The following is a 17,949-nucleotide window of genomic DNA, read 5'->3' on the forward strand; positions in this document are numbered from 1 at the left end:
ATGAACAGCCCACTCCGCACGAGGAAGCTGGCCGCCGCACTGGGTGTGGTGAGTCTGGCCACCGGCACGCTGGTCGCCGCAGGACCGGCCACCGCGACCGCCGCCGACTACACCATCACCCCCGATCCCTCCTACCAGGGCCAGGAGTTCGAGGGCTGGGGCACGAGCCTGGTGTGGTTCGCCAACGCCACGGGCGACTACCCCGACGAGATCCGCGAGCGCCTCGCCGAGCTGCTGTTCGGCGACGAAGGGCTGGCGCTCAACATCGCCCGCTACAACGTCGGCGGCGGCAACGCCCCCGACGTCACCGACTACCTGCGGGCCGGCGGCGCCGTCGAGGGCTGGTGGCAGGCGCCGGAGGGCACCACCCGCGAGGACACCGACTGGTGGCAGGCCGACAACCCCGACCACTGGAACGAGGACGCGGACGCCACCCAGCGCTGGTGGGTGGAGCGCATCAAGGACGACATCGACCACTGGGAGGCGTTCAGCAACTCCCCGCCCTGGTTCCAGACCGTCAGCGGCTACGTCTCGGGCGGCTTCAACGCCACCGACGAACAGCTGCGCCCGGACCGGGTGGACGACTTCGCCGCCTACCTGGTGGGGGCGGTGGACCGGCTGGAGGCCGCGCACGGCATCGAGTTCGCCACCATCGACCCGTTCAACGAGCCCAACACCAACTACTGGAGCACCCGGCTCGGCGCCGACGGCGAGCCCGTCGGCGGACGCCAGGAGGGCGCCCACATAGGGCCGCAGGCGCAGCAGGACGTCATCCGGGCGCTGGCCGCCCGGCTCGCTCAGCAGGGCACCGGCACCGACGCGGTGATCTCGGCCATGGACGAGACCAACCCCACCACGTTCGCCCGCAACTGGGAGAGCTACCCGGCCGAGGTGCGCGCGCTGGTCGAGCAGCTGAACGTGCACACCTACGGCACGGGCGGCCGCACCACGGTGCGCGACATCGCCAAGGGCGAGGACAAGCCGCTGTGGATGAGCGAGGTCGAGGGCGACTGGGGCAACGGCCAGGACTTCGAGGCGATGGCCCCGGGCCTCGGCCTGGCCGAGCGGATCACCAGCGACCTGCGGGAACTGGAGCCCACCGCCTGGGTGTTCTGGCAGCCGGTGGAGGACTACGACAACATGAAGCCGGGCGGTGAGTCCGAGCTCGGCGGCAACTGGGGCAGCATCCAGCTGCCGTTCGACTGCACGGCGGGCGACACGCTGGAGAGCTGCCCGATCTACACCAACCAGAAGTTCAACACCGCCCGGAACTTCACGCACTACATCAAGCCCGGCGACCACCTGATCGGGACCTCCGACACGGGGAGCGTCGCGGCGCTCTCCGCCGAAGGCGACGCCGCCACCGTGGTGCACACCAACCAGAGTGCGCAGGAGCGCACCGTCACCCTGGACCTGTCGAAGTTCAAGAAGACCGCCCGCGACGCCACCGTCACCCCGGTGGTGACCAGCGCGGACGGCGCACTGGTCACCGGCGACGCGGTGCGGGTACGGGACGGCCGCGCCGTGCTGACCGTGCCGGCCGAGTCGGTGACCACTTTCCTGATCGACGGGGTCTCGGGCGTCGCCAAGGACGCCGCGCTGGTCCAGCCGGGCCACACGTACCAGCTCACCGGGGTGCAGAGTGGCCGGGCGCTGACCGTGGCGGACGACGGCACCGGGGCCGTGATCAGCACGGCCGTGGCCGGCGACCGGGACCAGATCTGGACCCTGAGCCCGTACACCAAGGGCCACGACAACCGGCAGCAGTACACGCTCGGTACCCGCTCGGGCAACCAGCGGCTGGCGGTACGGGACGGGGCCGCGGTGCTGGAGAAGGACCGGGGCCGTCCCGACGAGGGGGCCCGCTGGATCCTGTCGACGACCGGCGACGGCACGTACACCCTGGTGAACGCGGCCACCGGCCGGCTGCTGGAGGTGGGCGGCCAGGCCACCCACGAGGGCGCGCCGGTCACGGTGTGGACACCCAACTCCGGTGCCAACCAGCGCTGGACGATCACCGACCTCAAGCGCTGACCGCACGAGGTCCGAAGACCCCGCCGTGGCGCCACGAACCCGTGGCGCCACGGCGGCGTCGGTTCGGGGCGGCACCCGGGCGGTCTGGGACGTCCTGGAAAGCTGCGGGCTACGCCCGTTCGACAGCGACTCCGCGAAGGAGGAGGCCGGACGAGGAGGCGGTGGCAGCCTGGCACCGGAGAAGGACGGGGTCGCTGTCAGCTGGTCATTCCACGGCGAACTGAACCGCCGCGTCTACGACGGATCGAGGGCCGGTTTGCGGCTGCTGACCTCGGCGACCGTGCTGACCGGAGCCGTCTCCGCTGTCCTGCTCGCCCACAGCTTCCACGTGCGCGCGGAGTACCTGGACGTCCTGCCGATGCACCGGCTGCTGGTCACCGACCGCCACCACAAGGTCCCGGAATTGCCATGGATGTCGCCGGTCCCGGAGTGCCGAGCACTCCGGGACCGGCGAGACCGCCGACTGGTGTGGGGGCGACGGGCCTTGGGTGCTTGCCCGGCGGATCGTGTAGCCATCTGATGGTCGGCTCGTTGCGCTGGGGGGTAGCTGCCGAACGCCGTCGTCAGGGCCGGTTCGGGTCGGAGTGCAGCACCATGAAGAGCGACCAGGCCGGCGCGGCCGGGTCGTCCGGGCGGGCGGCGAACTCGTCCAGCAGATCCTTGAGCCGGGTGCGGAACTCCTCCATCTGCGGCGGTGGCAGGCGCAGCGCCATCCTGGTGCCCTCGGCCTGGGCCTCGGGGACGAGGGCGAGTTCCTCCAGGAACGCGTCGAGCATCGACCGGTCCAGCGCGGGCGCTTCGAGGTGCCAGCTCTTGTACGTCGTCAGATACGGGATCTCTCGTGCGCCGCGCGCGCCGCGCCGTTCTTCCTGCGCCTCCAGGAATCCGGTGCGGACCAGCGTTCTGGTGTGGTGCAGCACGCTGGCCGGGTCGCGGCCGAGGATCGCCGAGATCTCCTTGTTCGTGTGCGGCTTCCGCACGCAGATGCGCAGGATGCGCAGGCGGAGGGCGGAGGCGAGTGCCTTCGCCTCCGCGTCGGTCGCCGGCCGGCGTTCGGTCATGACCAGCAGCGTACTGAAGAGCGGGCAGCCCGGTGAAGGTCGGACCACAAGTGATTGACAAAACCCAATCACTCGTTCAGGGTTTCGCTGTGCCCTTCGCAGCCGGGGGATCCGCGGATCTCCCGCCACGCCCACCGTGGCCCGAACGAATGAGGTCAACCATGCCGAACCATCCCGGAACGACCGGCGGAACCGCCCCTCCCGAGAGCCCCGCAGAGCAGGCGGATGTCCCACCGAACCGGCAGATGGCGTCCTGGGTCAGTCCTGTCGAGGCCCCTCCGGGGCCCGGGGAGAAGGTGAACGACTACGACAGTTTCGCCGAGGCGTACGCGGCCGGGAACGAGACCAGCCTCCTCAACGCCTACTATGCGCGCCCCGCGATCGTGGACCTGGCCGGCGACGTGGCGGGCCGCCGGATCCTCGACGCCGGCTGCGGCGCCGGCCCCGTGGCCGCGGATCTGCGCGAGCGGGGCGCCGTCGTCGCCGGCTTCGACTCCAGCGCCGGGATGCTGGAGCTGGCCAGGCGGCGGCTGGGCGAGGGCGTGGTCCTGGAACGCGCCGAACTGGGCGGCCCGCTGCCCTTCGCCGACGCCGAGTTCGACGACGTCGTCGCTTCCCTCGTCCTGCACTACCTGGAGGACTGGACGACGGCCCTGGCCGAACTGCGGCGCGTGCTGAAGCCGGGCGGGCGCCTCATCGGGTCCGTCCACCACCCCTTCGTCCAGCATGTGACGGCACCGCCCGGAACCGACTACTTCGCGATCCGCTCCACCTCCCAGTGGTGGGAACTCGACGGCACCAAGCACCTGATGACCTTCTGGGACCGGCCGTTGCACGCGATCACCGACGCGTTCACCGCGGCCGGCTTCCGGATCGAGGTCCTCAGCGAACCGGCCCCGGGACCCGGCACCCGCGAACGGTTCCCCGAAGTCTTCGAACAGAAGGAGTCGGGCAGGTTCCTGTGCTTCCTGTTCTTCGTCCTCACCAAGGCGTGACCTCCGCCCGTAAGTGCGGGCCGTCGGCTCAGGAGCCGGCCTCACGCACGCCTCGTCCGGCATCGCGGATGTCGAGGGCCATAACGCCGCCGATCTTCTTGATGCCGCCCTTTCCGCAGCGGACCCACAGCGGGTACTCCCCGGCGTCGCGGGAGAAGGCCAGCTTCTGCGCGGAGGCCGGGACAGAGGCCGGGACAGGGGCGAAGTCGATCTCCACCACGATGTCCGGACCGCCGGGCAACCAGGTCACCACGGCCAGTCGCCCGTAGGGCCCCCTGCCCTCAGGGGCGCAGGTAGCGGGCGAGCGGAGCGGACATCTCGTCAGCGGTCCCGCCTTCGCCGTGCTGCCGGACCACCAGCTTCGCGACGTCGCCGCACGCATCCTCGCCCACCACCCAGTCCCTGCCACCCGGCGGAAGGAGGTCAGGACCTGTTCTGGTCACAGCGGCCGGTCCGTGTGGAGACCTGGGTGCGGCGCGAGATGGCCAAGGAGATCGACCTCACCGACCTCGTCCGCCAAAGCGATCGGTTCATGGGGCTTCTGCAGGAGTTGTGGCCCCTGGACATTGGCGAACCAATGTGGGGCCTGCTGCGCGGCCCCGTGACGTATGAGGTGGTCGAGCGGATCAAGCAGCACGTGTTCCGCAACGACGACTGGTCCACGGCGGAGCTCTTCGAGCTCCCCGGGGTCTTCGATGCGGGCCATGCCCGGTTCGCCGCGTTCCTGGAGGGGATGGTCGACCCCCAAGGTGCTGCCGGAGGAGCCCGCGCAGCGGAAGCTGGTGGGGGTCTTCCAGCGGCATCTGCGGGCTACCTCGGCGGAGACGCGCGAGGTGGGGACCGAGGGCGGCTGCCCGGTGTTCAAGGTGGTGCCGTCAGCCGGTGTGCGGGGCCGCGAGCTCCGGAATCTCATCCTCGGGTCGGCGAAGCCGGATCTGCGTCTGATCGAGCTGATCGACGATGACGCTCCGCAGACGATGAACAGGGACGAGGTCATCCTCTACGACCGGCCGATCGGCGACAACGGGCTGAGGTGGTGCGATCTCCAGGACTGGCGGCAGGAAACCAAGGGCCCGAACGACAGCGACGAGGCGAAGGACGCGCTGTACAAGCGGATCCGCCCGGCTGGGACACGTAGGGTCTGCCGTGATCGTTTGGGCCGTTCCCCGGGGGTTGGGCGTGATCCGCTACACCGATGACATCGCCGAGGTCGACGAGCACATGCTGTCGGGCTTCTTCGTCGGCTGGCCGCGCTCCCCCTCGCCCGCGCAGCACCTCGCCGTCCTGCGCGGGAGCTTCCGCGCGGTGGTGGCGATCGACGACGCGGCGGGCCGGGCCGCCGGCTTCGTCAACATGATCAGTGATGGTGTCCTGACAGCCTCCATCCCGTGGCTGGAGGTCCTGCCCGCCTACCAGGGCCAGGGGATCGGAACCGAACTGACGCGCCGCGTCCTGGCGGGAACGCAAGAGTTCTACTCGGTGGATCTCCTGTGTGACGCACCCCTGTTGCCGTACTACGCGCGCTTCGGCATGACCGCCGTACCCGGAGCGGCCCTGCGCCATCCCGGCGCGCTGCGAGGCCCGACCGGCTGAGCACGGACCGATATCCCCGGCCACGGCCTGCCACAGGGCAGCGCCGGGGTCATGACCGATCAGGTGCTCCGTTCGGCCGGCCGATGTGTGCTCAGTCGGCAGGCGCCGCGTGCCAGCGCCACTCGGTGCGCCGGGGTCGTCCGGGCAGGGTGCCGCGGCCGGTGGCCCACAGCAGGGTCGGCCACGGGTCGGTGTCGCGCGGTGCGTCGGGGAACAGCCGGTGCAGTGCGCGCGCGCAGACCCCGGCCGGCGGCCGCCAGTCCAGGCCGAGCCCCGCGGCGAGATCGTGGGTGTGCGCCAGCGCCTCCACGAGGCCCATCGCGGCCCAGCCCTCGGGGTCGGCGAGGCCCATCGGGTGGTACGCGCGCAGCCCCGGGTCGGCGGTGCGCACCATGGCGACCAGCAGCGCGCCGGACGCCTCCAGGACCTGGAGCAGCCCGGCGGGCCCGGCCGCGCGGTCCGCGTAGATGCTCTGGTGGGGGGCGCCGGGGCGGGTCTGCCGGGCGGCGAAGGGCACATAGTGGTTCTGCGGCGGGGCGGCCGGGCCGAGTTGGACGGCGTAGGCGAAGAAGTCGTCGGCGAGATGCTCGGCGGTCTCCCAGCAGTCCCAGTCCAGCTCTCCCGCCGTGCGCCCCCACGCGTCGTCCGGCGCCTCGCCGAGGGTGCGGATCGCGAGCCGGACGATCAGTTCCAGGTCGTCGGCCGTGACGGGTGAGGTGGGGGATACGCTCGTCATGGCATCACCCTATGGGGCGCGTACGCCCGGTAATGCGCTGGGGAGCGCCGCCTTCCGGAGCGTGTGGCGGCGCGTCACCATGGTGGTGGCAACGCGTACAAACTGGGGGTCATACATGGGAAAGCATGCGAAGCCAGAGCCAGAGCCAGAGCCAGAGCTCGGCACGGGGAGGCCGACGAACGGCAACCAGGGGGAGCAGATACCTCCTCCGCCGCCGACCGGGAAGCACCGGAAGAAGTGAGCTGAGGACCGGCCGGGAAGGGTGAGGGGAGGGCGGAGCCGACCGGCTCCGGATCACAGTGTCCGCGCCGGCTCTGCCCGTTCCCGCCGTACCTCGGCCGCCGCGCGTTCGCCCGAGCGGACCGCGCCCTCCATGAAACCCGACCAGCGATCCGCCGTCTCCGTGCCGGCCCAGTGCAGTGGGCCCACCGGGCGGGCCAGCCACGGCCCGTACGCGCTCCAGGCGCCGGGCGGTACGGCGGCGGTGGGTCCGCCGCCGCTGAACCGCTCACCGCCCCAGGAGTGATCGGCGTACGCGAGCGGCCGGGTGGCGCGCGGACCGAACAGCGCGCCGAAGGAGGCCAGGGCGGCCCGCCGCCGGCCCTCGGTGGGCAGCGCGTCGAAGGCCCGCGCGTAGTCGCCGCCGATGAAGCCGAGCAGCACCCCGGGCCCCTGCGGCGCCGGGCTCACGTCGAAGGTGATGAACACCGGGCCGCTGTCCGACAGCGCCTGCCCGGAGCGGCCGGCGTCCCGCCAGAACGGCCTCTCGTACACCCCGTACGCCTTGCCGAGCACGCCCTGCGGCCAGCGCTGGGCGAGTTGCGCGTACGGCGGCGGCAACGGCGGGCTGAACGTGATGGCGTGCCGCAGGGCCGGCGGGACGGCGACGATCACCCGGCGGGCGCGGAGCGCGCCACGGCCGTCCGCGAGGCGCAGCACCGCGCCGTCCCCGCTCCTCTCCCAGGCCACTTCGGTGACCGGCGCGTCCAGCAGCAGCCGGTCGCCCAGGGTGTCCGCCAGCCGCTCGGCGAGGGTGTGCGCGCCGGTGGTGAAGTGTTCCTGTTGTGCGCCGCCGGACACGTCCAGCATCGGCCGCAGGCCGCCGCAGCCGCGCACGTAGTGCAGGGCGTGCAGCAGGGAGACCTCGCCCGGCTCGCAGCCCCAGGTGGTGCGGGCCACCAGGGCGAGCATCGCGCGGGTGGTCGCGCTGGCGCGCACGGCCCGCAGCCAGGAGCCGAGGGTATGCGCGTCCAGCCGGTCCGCGCGCGGCGCGCGCCACGGCTCGCCGAGTGGCACGCTACGCGCCAGCCGCTCGAAGTGCCGCATCACCCGGTCGAGATCGAGCAGCGCGAGGGGCGGCAGCCGGGGGATGGTGCCGGTGTAGGAGCGCAACTGCCCGCGTCGCAGCAGCACATGACGGCCGCTGTCGTACGTGGGCGTGGTGCTGACGCCCAGTCGGCGGGCGAGGGCGGTCACCCGCTGTTGTGCCGGGCCGATGAAGGTGCCGCCCAGTTCGACGTTCACCCCGCCCAGCCGCAGTCCGGCGAGCCGGCCGCCGACCCGGGACCTGGCCTCGACGACCCGTACGTCGTGGCCGGCCGCCGTCAGTTCGGTGGCGGCCACCAGACCGGCGAGGCCGGCCCCGATGACGGCCACGTCGGTGTCCGTGGTCCCTCGCTCCCGCTTCATGCGGTGTCTATCCCGCCGCCCGGCCCGACTGTCAAGGGCAGACACACGAGGGACCGTCGGTACCCGCATCGTGCCCCGGTGTACACGTGATGCGCACGAGAAGGCCATGAGGAGGGCGCGAAAAATACGCAGTATGCTGACTATCTGTTAATGTTTGGTTCTGGAACGCATGGCCCGCCGGCCCCCACCGAACCGCGGCGAAGCCCGCCGCCCGCCCCAGGCCGGAGCCGGGGACCGGGGCCGTGGTCCGGCTTCGGCCGTGCACCCGCGAACACCCCATCTCTCCTCCAGCCCGGGTCAGTTGTTCACCCACGACTTCCCGGTCGGGAGGAAGCCGCGATGCTCCACGCGACACAGAAGAAGACCGATGCGGAAAAACCGTCGCCCTCACCCGTGGTGACGGTGGTGATGGCCGTCTACAACGGCATGCCGTATCTCACCGAGGCGCTGGAATCCCTGGAACGGCAGACCATCGGCGCCCAGCGGATGGAGATCATCACCGTCGACGACGGCTCCACCGACGACAGCGGCGCCGAACTCGACCGCTGGACCACCCGTCTTCCCCACCTGCGCGTCATTCACCAGGAGAACTCCGGCGGTCCCAGCGGTCCGCGCAACCTCGCCATCGACGAGGCCCGGGGCCGCTACGTCTTCATCGCCGACGCCGACGATGTGCTCGGCGACGAGGCACTGGAACGCATGGTGGGCATGGCCGAGGAGAACAGCAGCGATGTGGTGCTCGGCCGGATGGCCGGCCTGGGCGGGCGCGAGGTGTCCGTCCTCGCCTTCAAACACGCCGCCCGCGCCGACCTCTACACGTCCGACGTCTACCGCTCCCTCAACCCGCAGAAGCTCTTCCGGCGCAGCCTGCTCAACGACCACGGAATCCGCTTCCCGGTCGACCTGTGGCTGGGCGAGGACCAGATGTTCTGCACCGAGGCCATGCTCGCCGCCCACGTCATATCCGTGGTCGGCGACTACGACTGCTACTACGCGCGGCGCCGCGAGGACGGCCAGCATCTGACCCTGCGCGACAGAAGCGCCTGGCAATCGGTGGAGCCCGTCAAGCGGGTGATGGACCTGATCGCCGAGCGCGTCGCCGACACGGACAACCGCCGCCGGCTGCTCGCCCGGCACTTCCGGCAGATCATGGGCAAGGTCCTGCTGCCCGTCGCGGCCTCCGAGAAGTTCGCCGGTGCCTTCCGCGACGACACCTACCGCTACGTGCGCCAGGTGTGCGACACCTACTGGGAACCGGAGATGATCCCGCATCTCCCCGCCCTCACCTGGCTGCGGCTGTACTGCTTCCTCGAAGGCCGCTACGCACAGCTCGAAGTCCTCGCCCGGTTCGAGGAGCACAGCCAGGACCCCGAGATCGTCGAGGACGGCCGGGTCTTCCGCCCCTACCCGTTCTTCCGCGACCCGGCCGCCAAAATCCCCGACGAACTGTTCGAGATGACCGACCGGCTCAAGGCCCGGCACGCAGTCACCGGCGCGCGCTGGGACGGCGACATCCTGACCGTCAGCGGTCACGCCCGCATCGACGCCGTCTCCACCCGCGACGTCCGCACCCGCCTGCAACTGCGCAGCCGCGACGGCCGGCGCGTGTACGACCTCCCCACCCGGCACACCGCCACCCCGCATCTCACCGAGGAGCACGGCAAGCAGGGCCGCTACGACTTCGCTCTCGCCGGCTGGGAGGCCGAACTCGACCCGGGGACGGCGGCCGACGGCGTACCGCCCGAGCACGGGGTGTGGGACCTGTGGGCCGTCGTCGACATCCAGGGCGTCCGCCGCGAGGTACGGCTCGGCGCACCGGCCGGCCGCCCCGGCCAGTGGGTGATGCCCGCCGGCCGCGTCCGGGCCGCCGGGGGCGACTCCGTCGTCCCGTACCGCACCAAGGGCGGCAAGTTCGCCCTCGACGTCGGCGGCGGCGTACGCGGCCTCGCCGCGCAGGGCATGATCACGGACCAGCGCTGGGACGGGGAGGCCCTGCGCTGGACCGGAGCCGGCTGGATCGACAGCGTGCCGGGCGAGGACGCCGAGCCGCAGCTCATCCTGCGCTCGCGCCAGTCCGGGCTCCAGGTGCTGGTGCCCACCCGGCGGGCCCACGTGCCGCGGACCGATCTGGACGCCGCGCCCGCGCACGGCGCACCCGCCGAGGTCGGCTTCACGGCGGAGGTGGACCCGCTGACCGCCGACGGCGGCAGCCCGCTGCCACCCGGCGTGTGGGACCTGCACCTGCGGCTGACCGCCCCCGGCGTCACCCGGGAGACCCGGCTGCGGGCCGTCACCGGGCTGACCACCGAACAGCTGTGGCGGGTACGACCCCTGAGCGACGGAGAGGGGCACCTGCGGCTGGTCACCCCGTACATGACCAAGAGCGGCCATCTCGCCATCGACTCCGGCGGGATCTACTTCACCCCGGAGAGCCAGCTGCTGCTCGCCGAGGGCGCCCGGGACCCCGATTCGCGCCGGGAGTTCGTGGTGCGCGGGCGGGTCGGAGTCTTCGGGGTACACCCCGACGAACTGCGGCTGCGGGTCACGGTCGGGGACGACCCGCCGCGCACGATGGCCGTCGAACTGGCCCCGCCGCGCCCCGGGGACCCCGCGCCCCGGGCGGTCGGGCCGGAGCGGAACGCGGACCAGTGGCCGGCGTTCACCGTGCGGGTCCCGGCCGGCGGCGGTCCCTTCCGCCGCCCCGCTGTCACCGTCCGGCTGGAACTGGCCACCGGCGGGCAGCTGTTCGCCTCACGCCCGCACACGGCGCGCTGAGCGCGGGCCGGCGGGAGGGTGCCGGGGCCCGGTGGAGGTACCGGGCCCCGGCGGTGGCTCCGGATCAGTCGATCTCGGTCCAGGTGAACGCCACCTCGTCGCCGTCCGACACCAGGAACTGGCAGCCGCCGACCGGGGTCGCCGTGCCGTTCACCGAGATCAGCCAGAACTCGTCGGCGGTCTGCGTGATCCCGTCGATCTGGGTGACCAGGTAGTCGTCGAACGAGGCGTACCACACACCGTCCCAGCTGAAGCCGTTCTGCTGGGCGGCGTCGTCCAGCGCGGCGGTCGGGGTGGCACCCGGCTCCGGGTTGGCGCCCAGGTTGGTGCCGTCGCACAGGTGCGCCCCGCCGGTCAGCGGGGTGACGGTGTGTCCGGTGGTGGTCACCTCGTCGGAGAAGACCGTGCCGGCCGGGCCGGTGACGGTCAGCTGCACGGTCACCGGATCGGCGGCGGCGGCGACGGTGCCGGTGGCCGGGGCCGGAGCCGCGCCCACCAGGGCCAGCACGGCGGCGGCGGTGGCGGTGACGGTGGCGGTGGCGGTACGGAACATGGTTCTCCCTCGAACTCGAACGGAACGTACGGGACGTGCGGAAGAAGGCATCAGGGGCGGAGCCCGCCGCGCCGCCGCTGCCGGGCGAGGAGGTACACGCCCGAGCCGGCGGCCAGCAGCATGGCGGCGGCGGCCACCAGCGGCACCGGGTTCGCGCCGGTGTTCGCCAGCCCGCCGTCCGGGGTCAGCCCGCCGGACGCCCCGCCGCCGGCGGTGCCGGAGGTGGCGGTGCCCGAGGTGTCGGAACCGTCGATGTCGCCAGGGCCGCCGTTGGCGCCCTGGTCACCGGTATCGCCGTCCGAGGTGCCGCCCGTCGCGTCGTCGCCCGAACCCCCGGTGTCCGTACCGGAGTCGGCACCGCCCTCCGAGCCACCGTCCAGGCCGCCGTCCGCACCCCCGTCGGCGCCGCCCGCGGTCACATCCGCGCCGCCGGCGTCCGCACCACCGTCCGCCGCGCCGCCCGCGCCGCCGACCGTGCTGTCGCCGCCACCGTCACCGCCCTCACCGGGGCCGCAGGCGATGGGCGCCGTCTCCGCCGCGCCGCCCGCGCCGTCGATGTCGCCCAGCGCCACCCCCGCCAGCGCCGGGATCACCTGGGCGGTCGCGCGCAGCGCCATGCCGTCGGCCACCGGCTCCATGTAGCCGACCGCGCCCCGGTCGGCCGCGACGGCCGAGCAGCCCACCTGCACACCGCGCAGCCAGGCCGTGCCGCGCTCGGCGGCGGCGTCCCGGCCGCCGCCCGCCAGCGCCTGGACGGCGAGTGCGGTGGAGTTGGAGTTGGCGGCGCTGGCCGCGTTGTAGCCCCAGCCGCCGTTCTCCTGCTGCTGGGCCTCCAGCCAGTCCAGGCCGGGCGCGGCGTCCGCCGTACGATCCACCGCGAGCAGCGCCTGCACCGCCATGCCGGTGCTGTCGGTGTCCGAGGTGCAACGGTCCGGATTGCGGCGCAGCGACAGCGGATAGCCGCCGTCCGCGCAGCGCGTGGAGGCCAGGAACTCCACGGTGCTCTCCGGGGCGCCCTCGGCCGTGCGGGCCAGCGCCAGCACCCCCAGGGACTGGGTGAACTGGTTGGACATGTCTCCGGCGGGCCCGGCGTCCGAGAACCGGCCGGTGTCCTGCACGCGGTCCAGCAGCAGCCCCGCCAGGTCGTGGCCGCCGAAGTCGGACAGGTCGCGGTGCTCGATCGCCGCGACCAGCGCCAGCTTGGCGGTGCCGCCCGCGTTGACGGCGTCCGGGTTGCCCCGGTGGATGTAGTCGCCGGCGTTCGCCGCCAGCCAGTCGGTGGCCCGCTCGGCGGTGCTGCCGGCGGTGCCGGTCGCGGCCAGGCCCATCACGATGTCGGCGGTCAGCCCGTGGTCGGCGGACGCGTGGGTGTCATCGGTGAGCTTGCCGACCGCCCAGGTGGCGGCGGCCTCGGCCGGGGACAGCAGCTGCTGCGGCGTCTCGTCGGCGCGGGCCGTGGCGCCGGGCAGCGCCAGCGCGGTCGCTATCAGCGCGGCGGGCAGCACGGCTGCCGCGCGTCTGCGCAGGGTCGTCATCGGGTCATGGCTCCTTGATCGGTCGAAGAGGCGAAGGTGACGGGAACGTCGAAGGCGGCGCGGCGCGCTGCGCGGCGCAGGGTGGCCAGGACGGCGGGACCCAGCACGCACAGCGCGATCGCGTTGGTCACCGCCCGGCCGGTGTCCCAGCCGAAGGTGGAGGTGGCCAGGGTGTAGAGGAAGAAGGTGTGCAGGTTCTCCAGCGGGCCGGCCTCCGGGTCGAAGGAGAGCTGGGTGCCGTCGCCCAGCGCGAACGGCCAGAACCACAGATTCATCAGGAAGCCGAAGACGTACGCCGCCACCACCCCGTACCCGGCCAGCAGTGCGATCTCCGCCCGCCCGGTCAGCCGGCGCGGCAGCAGCCCGGCGCCCAGGCCCACCCAGCCGGCGGCCATCATCTGGAACGGCAGCCACGGGCCGACCCCGGCGGTCAGCAGCGCGGAGGCGAACAGCGAGATGGCGCCCAGCGCGTAGCCGAAACCGGGGCCGAAGACCCGCCCGGCGAGGATCAGCAGGAAGAACACCGTCTCGATCCCGGCGGTGCCGGCGCCCAGCGGGCGCAGCGCGGCGTTGACGGCGGCCAGTACCCCCAGCAGCGCGAGCGTCTTGGGGTCGATGCCGCCCTCGGAGATCTCCGCGAGGACGACGGCCAGGATCACCGGCAGCAGCAGCACGAACATGAGCGGGGCCTGCCCGGCGTGTGCCACCGCCTGGGGCTGCGGCGGCATCAGCAGCGGCCAGCAGAACATGCCGAGCCCGATCACCGAGGCCAGCGCGAGGACGACGGCGGCCCGGGGGCCGACCCGCAGTGCGGTGGCACGCGTGACCGTACGGGGGGCCCCGGCGTCTCCGGCGCTGCCCGCGCCGCCGGCCACGTCCTTGCCCGGCCGCGTGCCGTCGCCGCCGCGCCCCGGGACCGGCCGTGCCCCGCTCATCGGGTGGCCTCCCCGCTCGTGACCGGCGCGAGCGCCCGCGCCACCTGGTCGGGCGTCAGCCACGGCTGCGGCTTGAGGATCTTCGCCACCTGGGGCGCGAACGACGGGGAGGAACAGATCACGTCGGCCGTCGGGCCGTCCGCGACGATCTCGCCCTCCGCCATCACCGTCACCCGGTCCGCCGTGGCGGCCACGAACTCCACGTCATGGGTGGCGATCATCACCGCCCGGCCCTGTTCGGCCAGCTCCCGCACCACCCGCCCGAAGTGCCGCTTGGCGTGGTAGTCCAGGCCCCGGGTCGGCTCGTCCAGCAGCACCACGTCCGGCGCCGCCGTCAACTGCACCGCCAGCACCAGCGCGAGCCGCTGCCCCTCGGACAGGTCCCGTGGATGCCGCTCCCCGGGGATGCCGGGAGTCAGCAGGTCGAGCAGCGCGCGGCAGGTGCCCGGCTCCGCCTGCGACTCGGCGTCGGCCTGCGCGCACTCGCCGTCCACCGTCTGCAGGTACAGCAGATCGGCCGCCGTCTGCGGCACCAGGCCCACCAGTGCCCGTGCCTCCCGCGCCGAGACCTCACCCGGGTCCGTGCCCCGCGCCGCCACCGCGACCTCGCCGGAACGGCGCGGGCCCGAACCCTGCAACGCCCACAGCAGCGAGGACTTGCCGGAGCCGTTGCGGCCCATCAGCGCGATGATCTCCCCGCCCCGTGCCTCCAGGTCCACCTCGCGCACCGCGATGTGCTCCCCGTAGGTCACGGTGACCTTCCGCGCCGTCAGCGCGACCGCGCCGCCGCCCACCGCGCGCGGCCGCGCAGGCCGCAGCCCCGCGAGGCGCTCGCGCAGCCCGGCGGCGTGCCGGCGGGCGTCGCGCACCGACAGCGGCAGTGGGTCCCAGCCGGCGATACGGCCCAGATGAACGATCGGCGGGGCGATGTCGGACTCCGCGATCAGCTCGGCGGGCGTCCCGGACCGTACGCTGCCGTCCCCCGGCAGGTACAGCAGCCGGTCCGCGTACTGGAGCACGCGCTCCATGCGGTGCTCGGCGATCACCACCGTGGTGCCCAGATCGTGCACCAGCCGCAGGATCGCCGACAGCACGTCCTCGGCCGCGGTCGGGTCCAGCGCGGAGGTCGGCTCGTCCAGCACCAGGACGGAGGGGTGCGCGGTGAGTACCGCGCCGATCGCCACCCGCTGCTGCTGGCCGCCGGAGAGGGTACGCAGCGGGCGGTGCCGCAGCTCCGCGATGCCCAGCAGGTCCAGGGTCTCCTCGACCCGCTTGCGCATCGTGTCCGGGCCGATCGCCAGCTGCTCCATGCCGTAGGCGAGTTCCTCCTCGACGGTGTCGGTGACGAACCCGGCCAGCGGGTCCTGGCCCACCACGCCCACCAGATGCGCGAACTCCTGCGGCGGCCGGGACTGCGTGCTCTGCCCGGCGACCGTCACCCGGCCGCGCAGTTCACCGCCGGTGAACCGGGGGACCAGGCCGTTGACGGCCCCCAGCAGGGTGGACTTCCCCGAGCCGGTACGCCCGGCGATCAGGCACAGCTCGCCCTCCTCGACGCGCAGATCGACCCCGGCCAGGGTGGGACGGGCGGCGCCGTCGTAGCGGAAACTCACCGAGTCGAACGTGATCATGCGCGGGTCTTCTCCTCACGGACCGCCGCGTCCTGCGGTGCGGCGGCCTGCTGCGGGGGTGTGGACGGAGTCGGGAACGGGGGCGGGGGCGTGAGGAAGGCGGGCAGCAGCCCCACCAGGACGGCGACGGCCGGCAGCGCGGCCACCTCGGGCCAGCTCAGCGGGGAGAGCGAGGGATAGAGATTGGCCGGGTCCACCCGGGTGCTCACGTACATGAGCGCACCGGCGGTGAGTCCGGAGCCGGCGGCCAGGAGTTCGCCGGTGCGCCACCGGTCGGGCCGGTAGCTGCTGCGCCGCACCCGGCGTCCGCCGAGGAGGAAACCGGTCACGGCGAGCGCGAGGCCGCCCAGCAGCAGTGGCAGCCCCAGCAGCCGGGAGGCGGAGGGGTCGAGCGTCCCGTACAGGCCGGCGCACACGCCCAGCAGACCGCCGATGACCAGCAGTCCGGTGAGCAGCCTGGCCCGGGGCGCGGTGGCGCCCAGCCGCCCGTATCCCCGGGAAGCCATGGCGGCGGCGAGGGCGAGGGAGCGGCTCAGCGCGTCTTCGAGAACGGGGATGAGGATGCCGCGCAGGGCGCCGCGCCCCTTGCCGGAGGCGCCGCGCAGCCGGCGGGCGCGGCGCACCCGCTGCACGCTCTCGATCAGCTGCGGGGCGACGGTGAGGGCGACCACGACGGAGGTGCCGATCTCGTACAGCGCGCCGGGCAGGGACTTGAGCAGCCGTTTGGGGTTGGCGAGGGCGTTGGCGGCGCCGACGCAGATCACCATGGCGGCGAGCTGGAGGCCGTCGTACACCCCGCCCAGGAGTTGCTCGGCGGCGACCGGTCCCAGCAGCCTGATGCCGGCCGCGGCCTCGGGGAGCGGGATCTCGGGGAGCGTGAAAAGGATGGTGGAGCCCTGGCCGCCGCCGAAGACGATGCGGAACAGCACCCGCATCACGACGATGAAGGCACCGAACAGCAGGTACATCCGGAAGGACAGCGCCCAGGGCGCGTCGGTGCGGCGGCTGACGACGACGTAGCCGGCGACGGCGATGACCAGCAGGAGCAGCACCGGGTTGGTGGTGCGGCTGGCGGCGACGGCGAGGCCGAGCGCCCACAGCCACCAGGCGCCGGGGTGCAGGGCGCGGGGGAGAGGGGTGATCACTGGTCGGTGGCCGTATCCGTGGTGCTGGTGGGGGTGGTGGAGCCGGTGGGGGCGTTCGCGGCCAGGCGGCGGCGCCAGGCGGTGAGTCCCGCGCCGGCGGCCAGGGCGGTGGCCAGGCCGATGGCGGCGAGGGTGCCGGCGGACGGGCCGCCGGAGCCGGCGGTGGCGGAGGGGTCGTGGGCGTCGTCCTGACCGCTCCACCCGGCCGCCTCGGTGGGGGCGGGAGCGGGGTCGGTCTCCTCGGCGGCGGGGTCCTCGCCAGCCGCCTCGTCCCCGTCCCGGTCCGCGTCCGTGTCCTTGTCCTCCTGCTCGGCGTCCGGGGCGTCGGGGTCCTCGGCGTCCGGCGCGTCGCCATCGGGAGCGTCCTGCGGGGGCTCACCGCCGGGGGCGCCCGCGGCGGTGCCGTCCTGGCCGCCGGTGGCCGAGCCGCCGGAGGCGTCGCCCCCGGACCCGCCGTCGGTCGAGCCGCCCGAGCCGCCCGAGCCGCCGGGCGTCCCGGAGCCGCCGGACGGGCTGCCGCCCGAGGCGGCGCCTCCGCCGCCCGCGCCCCCGCCGGGGGAGCCACTGCCCCCGCCGTCACCCCCGCTGCCGTTGTCGGCCGGGCGCTGCGGGGCGACGCCGGGCGGCGACGCCATCTCGTCCTCGTCATCGGTCAGCGCGAACGACCAGCCCTCGATGCTGCCCTCGGGCGGCGTGCGGTAGGTGGCGCCGCGCTGGCTGTACGTCCACGCGCCGCCATTGGGCGCGTGCCAGTACGACCAGTACGCGGTGGCGGGCGGGGTGTCCACGCAGCTCTCGCTGTCGGCGCCCGGCCGGCCGTTGATACGGCAGATGAACGCGTCGCCCCAGCGGGTGGTGCCGCCGACCTCGAAGCCGGCGTTGCGCAGCGCCGCGAGACCGTCCGCCTGCGGCCCGGGGGCACAGCGCACGATCCGGCCGCCGCCCAGCCCCTGGTAGTCGACCACCACGGAGACGCCACTGCTGTCCGGGCAGAACCCGGGGGTGCCGGCCAGCGCGACCCGGCCGGCCGGGGCCGCTGCCGCCGCCGTACCGGCCGGCCCGCCCAGCGCGGCCAGCAGGCCGAACAGCAGGCAGGCGGCCATGACACGTGCTCGGGCGCGGGCGTGGCCCCGGACGCGGGCGACGGGCATCGGATGCCTTTCCATCGGACCGGCGCGGTGCGTGGCGGGGCCCGGCATCCGCCCGCACGAGAAGACCCCTGGCGCGCATTCGGTGACGAAAGCGGCAGGGGCCTACCAGCCGGGAC

Annotated in this window: 16 protein-coding genes and 1 pseudogene; 7 read left to right on the forward strand and 10 right to left on the reverse strand. The window is 73.5% G+C overall.

Features of this window, described 5'->3' with window-relative positions; all coding sequences use genetic code 11:
* Together SXIM_RS24215 and SXIM_RS24220 are read left to right on the forward strand one after the other, a co-directional pair.
* On the forward strand, positions 1-2,034 hold the full coding sequence (locus SXIM_RS24215) for a glycoside hydrolase (RefSeq protein WP_046725114.1): 2,034 nt from the start codon (positions 1-3) through the stop codon (positions 2,032-2,034).
* Between the two features lie 25 nt (positions 2,035-2,059).
* On the forward strand, positions 2,060-2,554 hold the full coding sequence (locus SXIM_RS24220; protein WP_046725115.1) for a hypothetical protein: 495 nt from the start codon (positions 2,060-2,062) through the stop codon (positions 2,552-2,554).
* A 43-nt stretch (positions 2,555-2,597) separates the two neighbouring features.
* On the opposite strand, the gene SXIM_RS24225 is transcribed toward SXIM_RS24220, so the two are convergent.
* The gene (locus tag SXIM_RS24225) at positions 2,598-3,095 is read right to left on the reverse strand and encodes an ArsR/SmtB family transcription factor (protein ID WP_046725886.1); all 498 of its coding nucleotides are present in this window, start codon (positions 3,093-3,095) and stop codon (positions 2,598-2,600) included.
* 245 nt (positions 3,096-3,340) lie between these two features.
* Here SXIM_RS24225 and SXIM_RS24230 point away from each other — a divergent pair, with 245 nt between their 5' ends.
* Positions 3,341-4,090: a class I SAM-dependent methyltransferase gene (locus tag SXIM_RS24230; RefSeq protein WP_030731143.1), complete on the forward strand. Its 750-nt coding sequence runs from the start codon at positions 3,341-3,343 to the stop codon at positions 4,088-4,090.
* A 28-nt stretch (positions 4,091-4,118) separates the two neighbouring features.
* Here SXIM_RS24230 and SXIM_RS24235 read toward each other — a convergent pair whose 3' ends face one another.
* Entirely contained in the window at positions 4,119-4,340 is a 222-nt protein-coding gene (locus SXIM_RS24235) for a hypothetical protein (protein WP_148236161.1), read from the reverse strand.
* Positions 4,341-4,571: 231 nt separating this feature from the next.
* Here SXIM_RS24235 and SXIM_RS28850 point away from each other — a divergent pair.
* The 3 genes and pseudogenes from SXIM_RS28850 to SXIM_RS24250 all read left to right on the forward strand — a co-directional run.
* Positions 4,572-4,781: pseudogene (locus SXIM_RS28850) on the forward strand (hypothetical protein); the annotation flags it as partial.
* 58 nt (positions 4,782-4,839) lie between these two features.
* Positions 4,840-5,289 carry a hypothetical protein gene (locus tag SXIM_RS28335; protein ID WP_053116287.1) on the forward strand — a complete coding sequence of 150 codons (450 nt, stop codon included), beginning with the start codon at positions 4,840-4,842 and terminating at the stop codon, positions 5,287-5,289.
* Positions 5,270-5,683, forward strand: a complete 414-nt coding sequence (locus tag SXIM_RS24250) for a GNAT family N-acetyltransferase (protein WP_030731148.1) — start codon at positions 5,270-5,272, stop codon at positions 5,681-5,683. Before SXIM_RS28335 ends, SXIM_RS24250 begins: the two co-directional genes overlap by 20 nt.
* Before the next feature lie 91 nt (positions 5,684-5,774).
* Here the strand turns inward: SXIM_RS24250 and SXIM_RS24255 are convergent, their stop codons facing one another.
* Together SXIM_RS24255 and SXIM_RS24260 are read right to left on the reverse strand one after the other, a co-directional pair.
* Positions 5,775-6,419 (reverse strand): hypothetical protein, encoded by a 645-nt coding sequence (locus tag SXIM_RS24255; protein WP_046725117.1) that lies wholly within the window; start codon positions 6,417-6,419, stop codon positions 5,775-5,777.
* Between the two features lie 294 nt (positions 6,420-6,713).
* The gene (locus SXIM_RS24260; RefSeq protein ID WP_030731153.1) at positions 6,714-8,108 is read right to left on the reverse strand and encodes a flavin monoamine oxidase family protein; all 1,395 of its coding nucleotides are present in this window, start codon (positions 8,106-8,108) and stop codon (positions 6,714-6,716) included.
* Positions 8,109-8,447: 339 nt separating this feature from the next.
* Here SXIM_RS24260 and SXIM_RS24265 point away from each other — a divergent pair, with 339 nt between their 5' ends.
* Positions 8,448-10,883, forward strand: coding sequence for a glycosyltransferase (locus SXIM_RS24265; RefSeq protein ID WP_052385197.1), 2,436 nt, complete (start codon positions 8,448-8,450; stop codon positions 10,881-10,883).
* 64 nt (positions 10,884-10,947) lie between these two features.
* Here the strand turns inward: SXIM_RS24265 and SXIM_RS24270 are convergent, their stop codons facing one another.
* From SXIM_RS24270 to SXIM_RS28345, 6 genes are read right to left on the reverse strand one after another with little or no spacing between them, the layout of a single operon-like run.
* On the reverse strand, positions 10,948-11,436 hold the full coding sequence (locus tag SXIM_RS24270; protein WP_046725118.1) for a DUF4430 domain-containing protein: 489 nt from the start codon (positions 11,434-11,436) through the stop codon (positions 10,948-10,950).
* A 50-nt stretch (positions 11,437-11,486) separates the two neighbouring features.
* The gene (locus tag SXIM_RS28630) at positions 11,487-12,971 is read right to left on the reverse strand and encodes a prenyltransferase/squalene oxidase repeat-containing protein (RefSeq protein WP_052385198.1); all 1,485 of its coding nucleotides are present in this window, start codon (positions 12,969-12,971) and stop codon (positions 11,487-11,489) included.
* Complete coding sequence (locus tag SXIM_RS24280) at positions 12,968-13,906, reverse strand: ECF transporter S component (RefSeq protein WP_246156932.1); 939 nt, start codon at positions 13,904-13,906, stop codon at positions 12,968-12,970. The genes SXIM_RS28630 and SXIM_RS24280 overlap by 4 nt, the downstream gene beginning before the upstream one ends.
* Positions 13,903-15,537 carry an ABC transporter ATP-binding protein gene (locus tag SXIM_RS24285; RefSeq protein ID WP_046725119.1) on the reverse strand — a complete coding sequence of 545 codons (1,635 nt, stop codon included), beginning with the start codon at positions 15,535-15,537 and terminating at the stop codon, positions 13,903-13,905. Before SXIM_RS24285 ends, SXIM_RS24280 begins: the two co-directional genes overlap by 4 nt.
* The gene (locus SXIM_RS24290; protein WP_030731174.1) at positions 15,534-16,682 is read right to left on the reverse strand and encodes a CbiQ family ECF transporter T component; all 1,149 of its coding nucleotides are present in this window, start codon (positions 16,680-16,682) and stop codon (positions 15,534-15,536) included. Before SXIM_RS24290 ends, SXIM_RS24285 begins: the two co-directional genes overlap by 4 nt.
* Entirely contained in the window at positions 16,679-17,833 is a 1,155-nt protein-coding gene (locus SXIM_RS28345; protein ID WP_053116288.1) for a hypothetical protein, read from the reverse strand. Before SXIM_RS28345 ends, SXIM_RS24290 begins: the two co-directional genes overlap by 4 nt.
* Positions 17,834-17,949 lie beyond the last annotated feature (116 nt).

Origin of the sequence: Streptomyces xiamenensis (genome assembly GCF_000993785.3) — a bacterium.
In the GTDB taxonomy this organism is placed as follows: Bacteria; Actinomycetota; Actinomycetes; order Streptomycetales; family Streptomycetaceae; genus Streptomyces; species Streptomyces xiamenensis.

What these genes read in the sequence shown, in the direction of transcription:
- SXIM_RS24215 (WP_046725114.1), top strand. Translation starts at nt 1, where the DNA reads ATGAACAGCCCACTCCGCACGAGGAAGCTGGCCGCCGCACTGGGTGTG.
- SXIM_RS24225 (WP_046725886.1), bottom strand. Translation starts at nt 3,095, where the DNA reads ATGACCGAACGCCGGCCGGCGACCGACGCGGAGGCGAAGGCACTCGCC.
- SXIM_RS24230 (WP_030731143.1), top strand. Translation starts at nt 3,341, where the DNA reads ATGGCGTCCTGGGTCAGTCCTGTCGAGGCCCCTCCGGGGCCCGGGGAG.
- SXIM_RS24255 (WP_046725117.1), bottom strand. Translation starts at nt 6,419, where the DNA reads ATGACGAGCGTATCCCCCACCTCACCCGTCACGGCCGACGACCTGGAA.
- SXIM_RS24260 (WP_030731153.1), bottom strand. Translation starts at nt 8,108, where the DNA reads ATGAAGCGGGAGCGAGGGACCACGGACACCGACGTGGCCGTCATCGGG.
- SXIM_RS24265 (WP_052385197.1), top strand. Translation starts at nt 8,448, where the DNA reads ATGCTCCACGCGACACAGAAGAAGACCGATGCGGAAAAACCGTCGCCC.
- SXIM_RS24270 (WP_046725118.1), bottom strand. Translation starts at nt 11,436, where the DNA reads ATGTTCCGTACCGCCACCGCCACCGTCACCGCCACCGCCGCCGCCGTG.
- SXIM_RS28630 (WP_052385198.1), bottom strand. Translation starts at nt 12,971, where the DNA reads ATGACGACCCTGCGCAGACGCGCGGCAGCCGTGCTGCCCGCCGCGCTG.
- SXIM_RS24280 (WP_246156932.1), bottom strand. Translation starts at nt 13,906, where the DNA reads ATGAGCGGGGCACGGCCGGTCCCGGGGCGCGGCGGCGACGGCACGCGG.
- SXIM_RS24285 (WP_046725119.1), bottom strand. Translation starts at nt 15,537, where the DNA reads ATGATCACGTTCGACTCGGTGAGTTTCCGCTACGACGGCGCCGCCCGT.
- SXIM_RS28345 (WP_053116288.1), bottom strand. Translation starts at nt 17,833, where the DNA reads ATGCCCGTCGCCCGCGTCCGGGGCCACGCCCGCGCCCGAGCACGTGTC.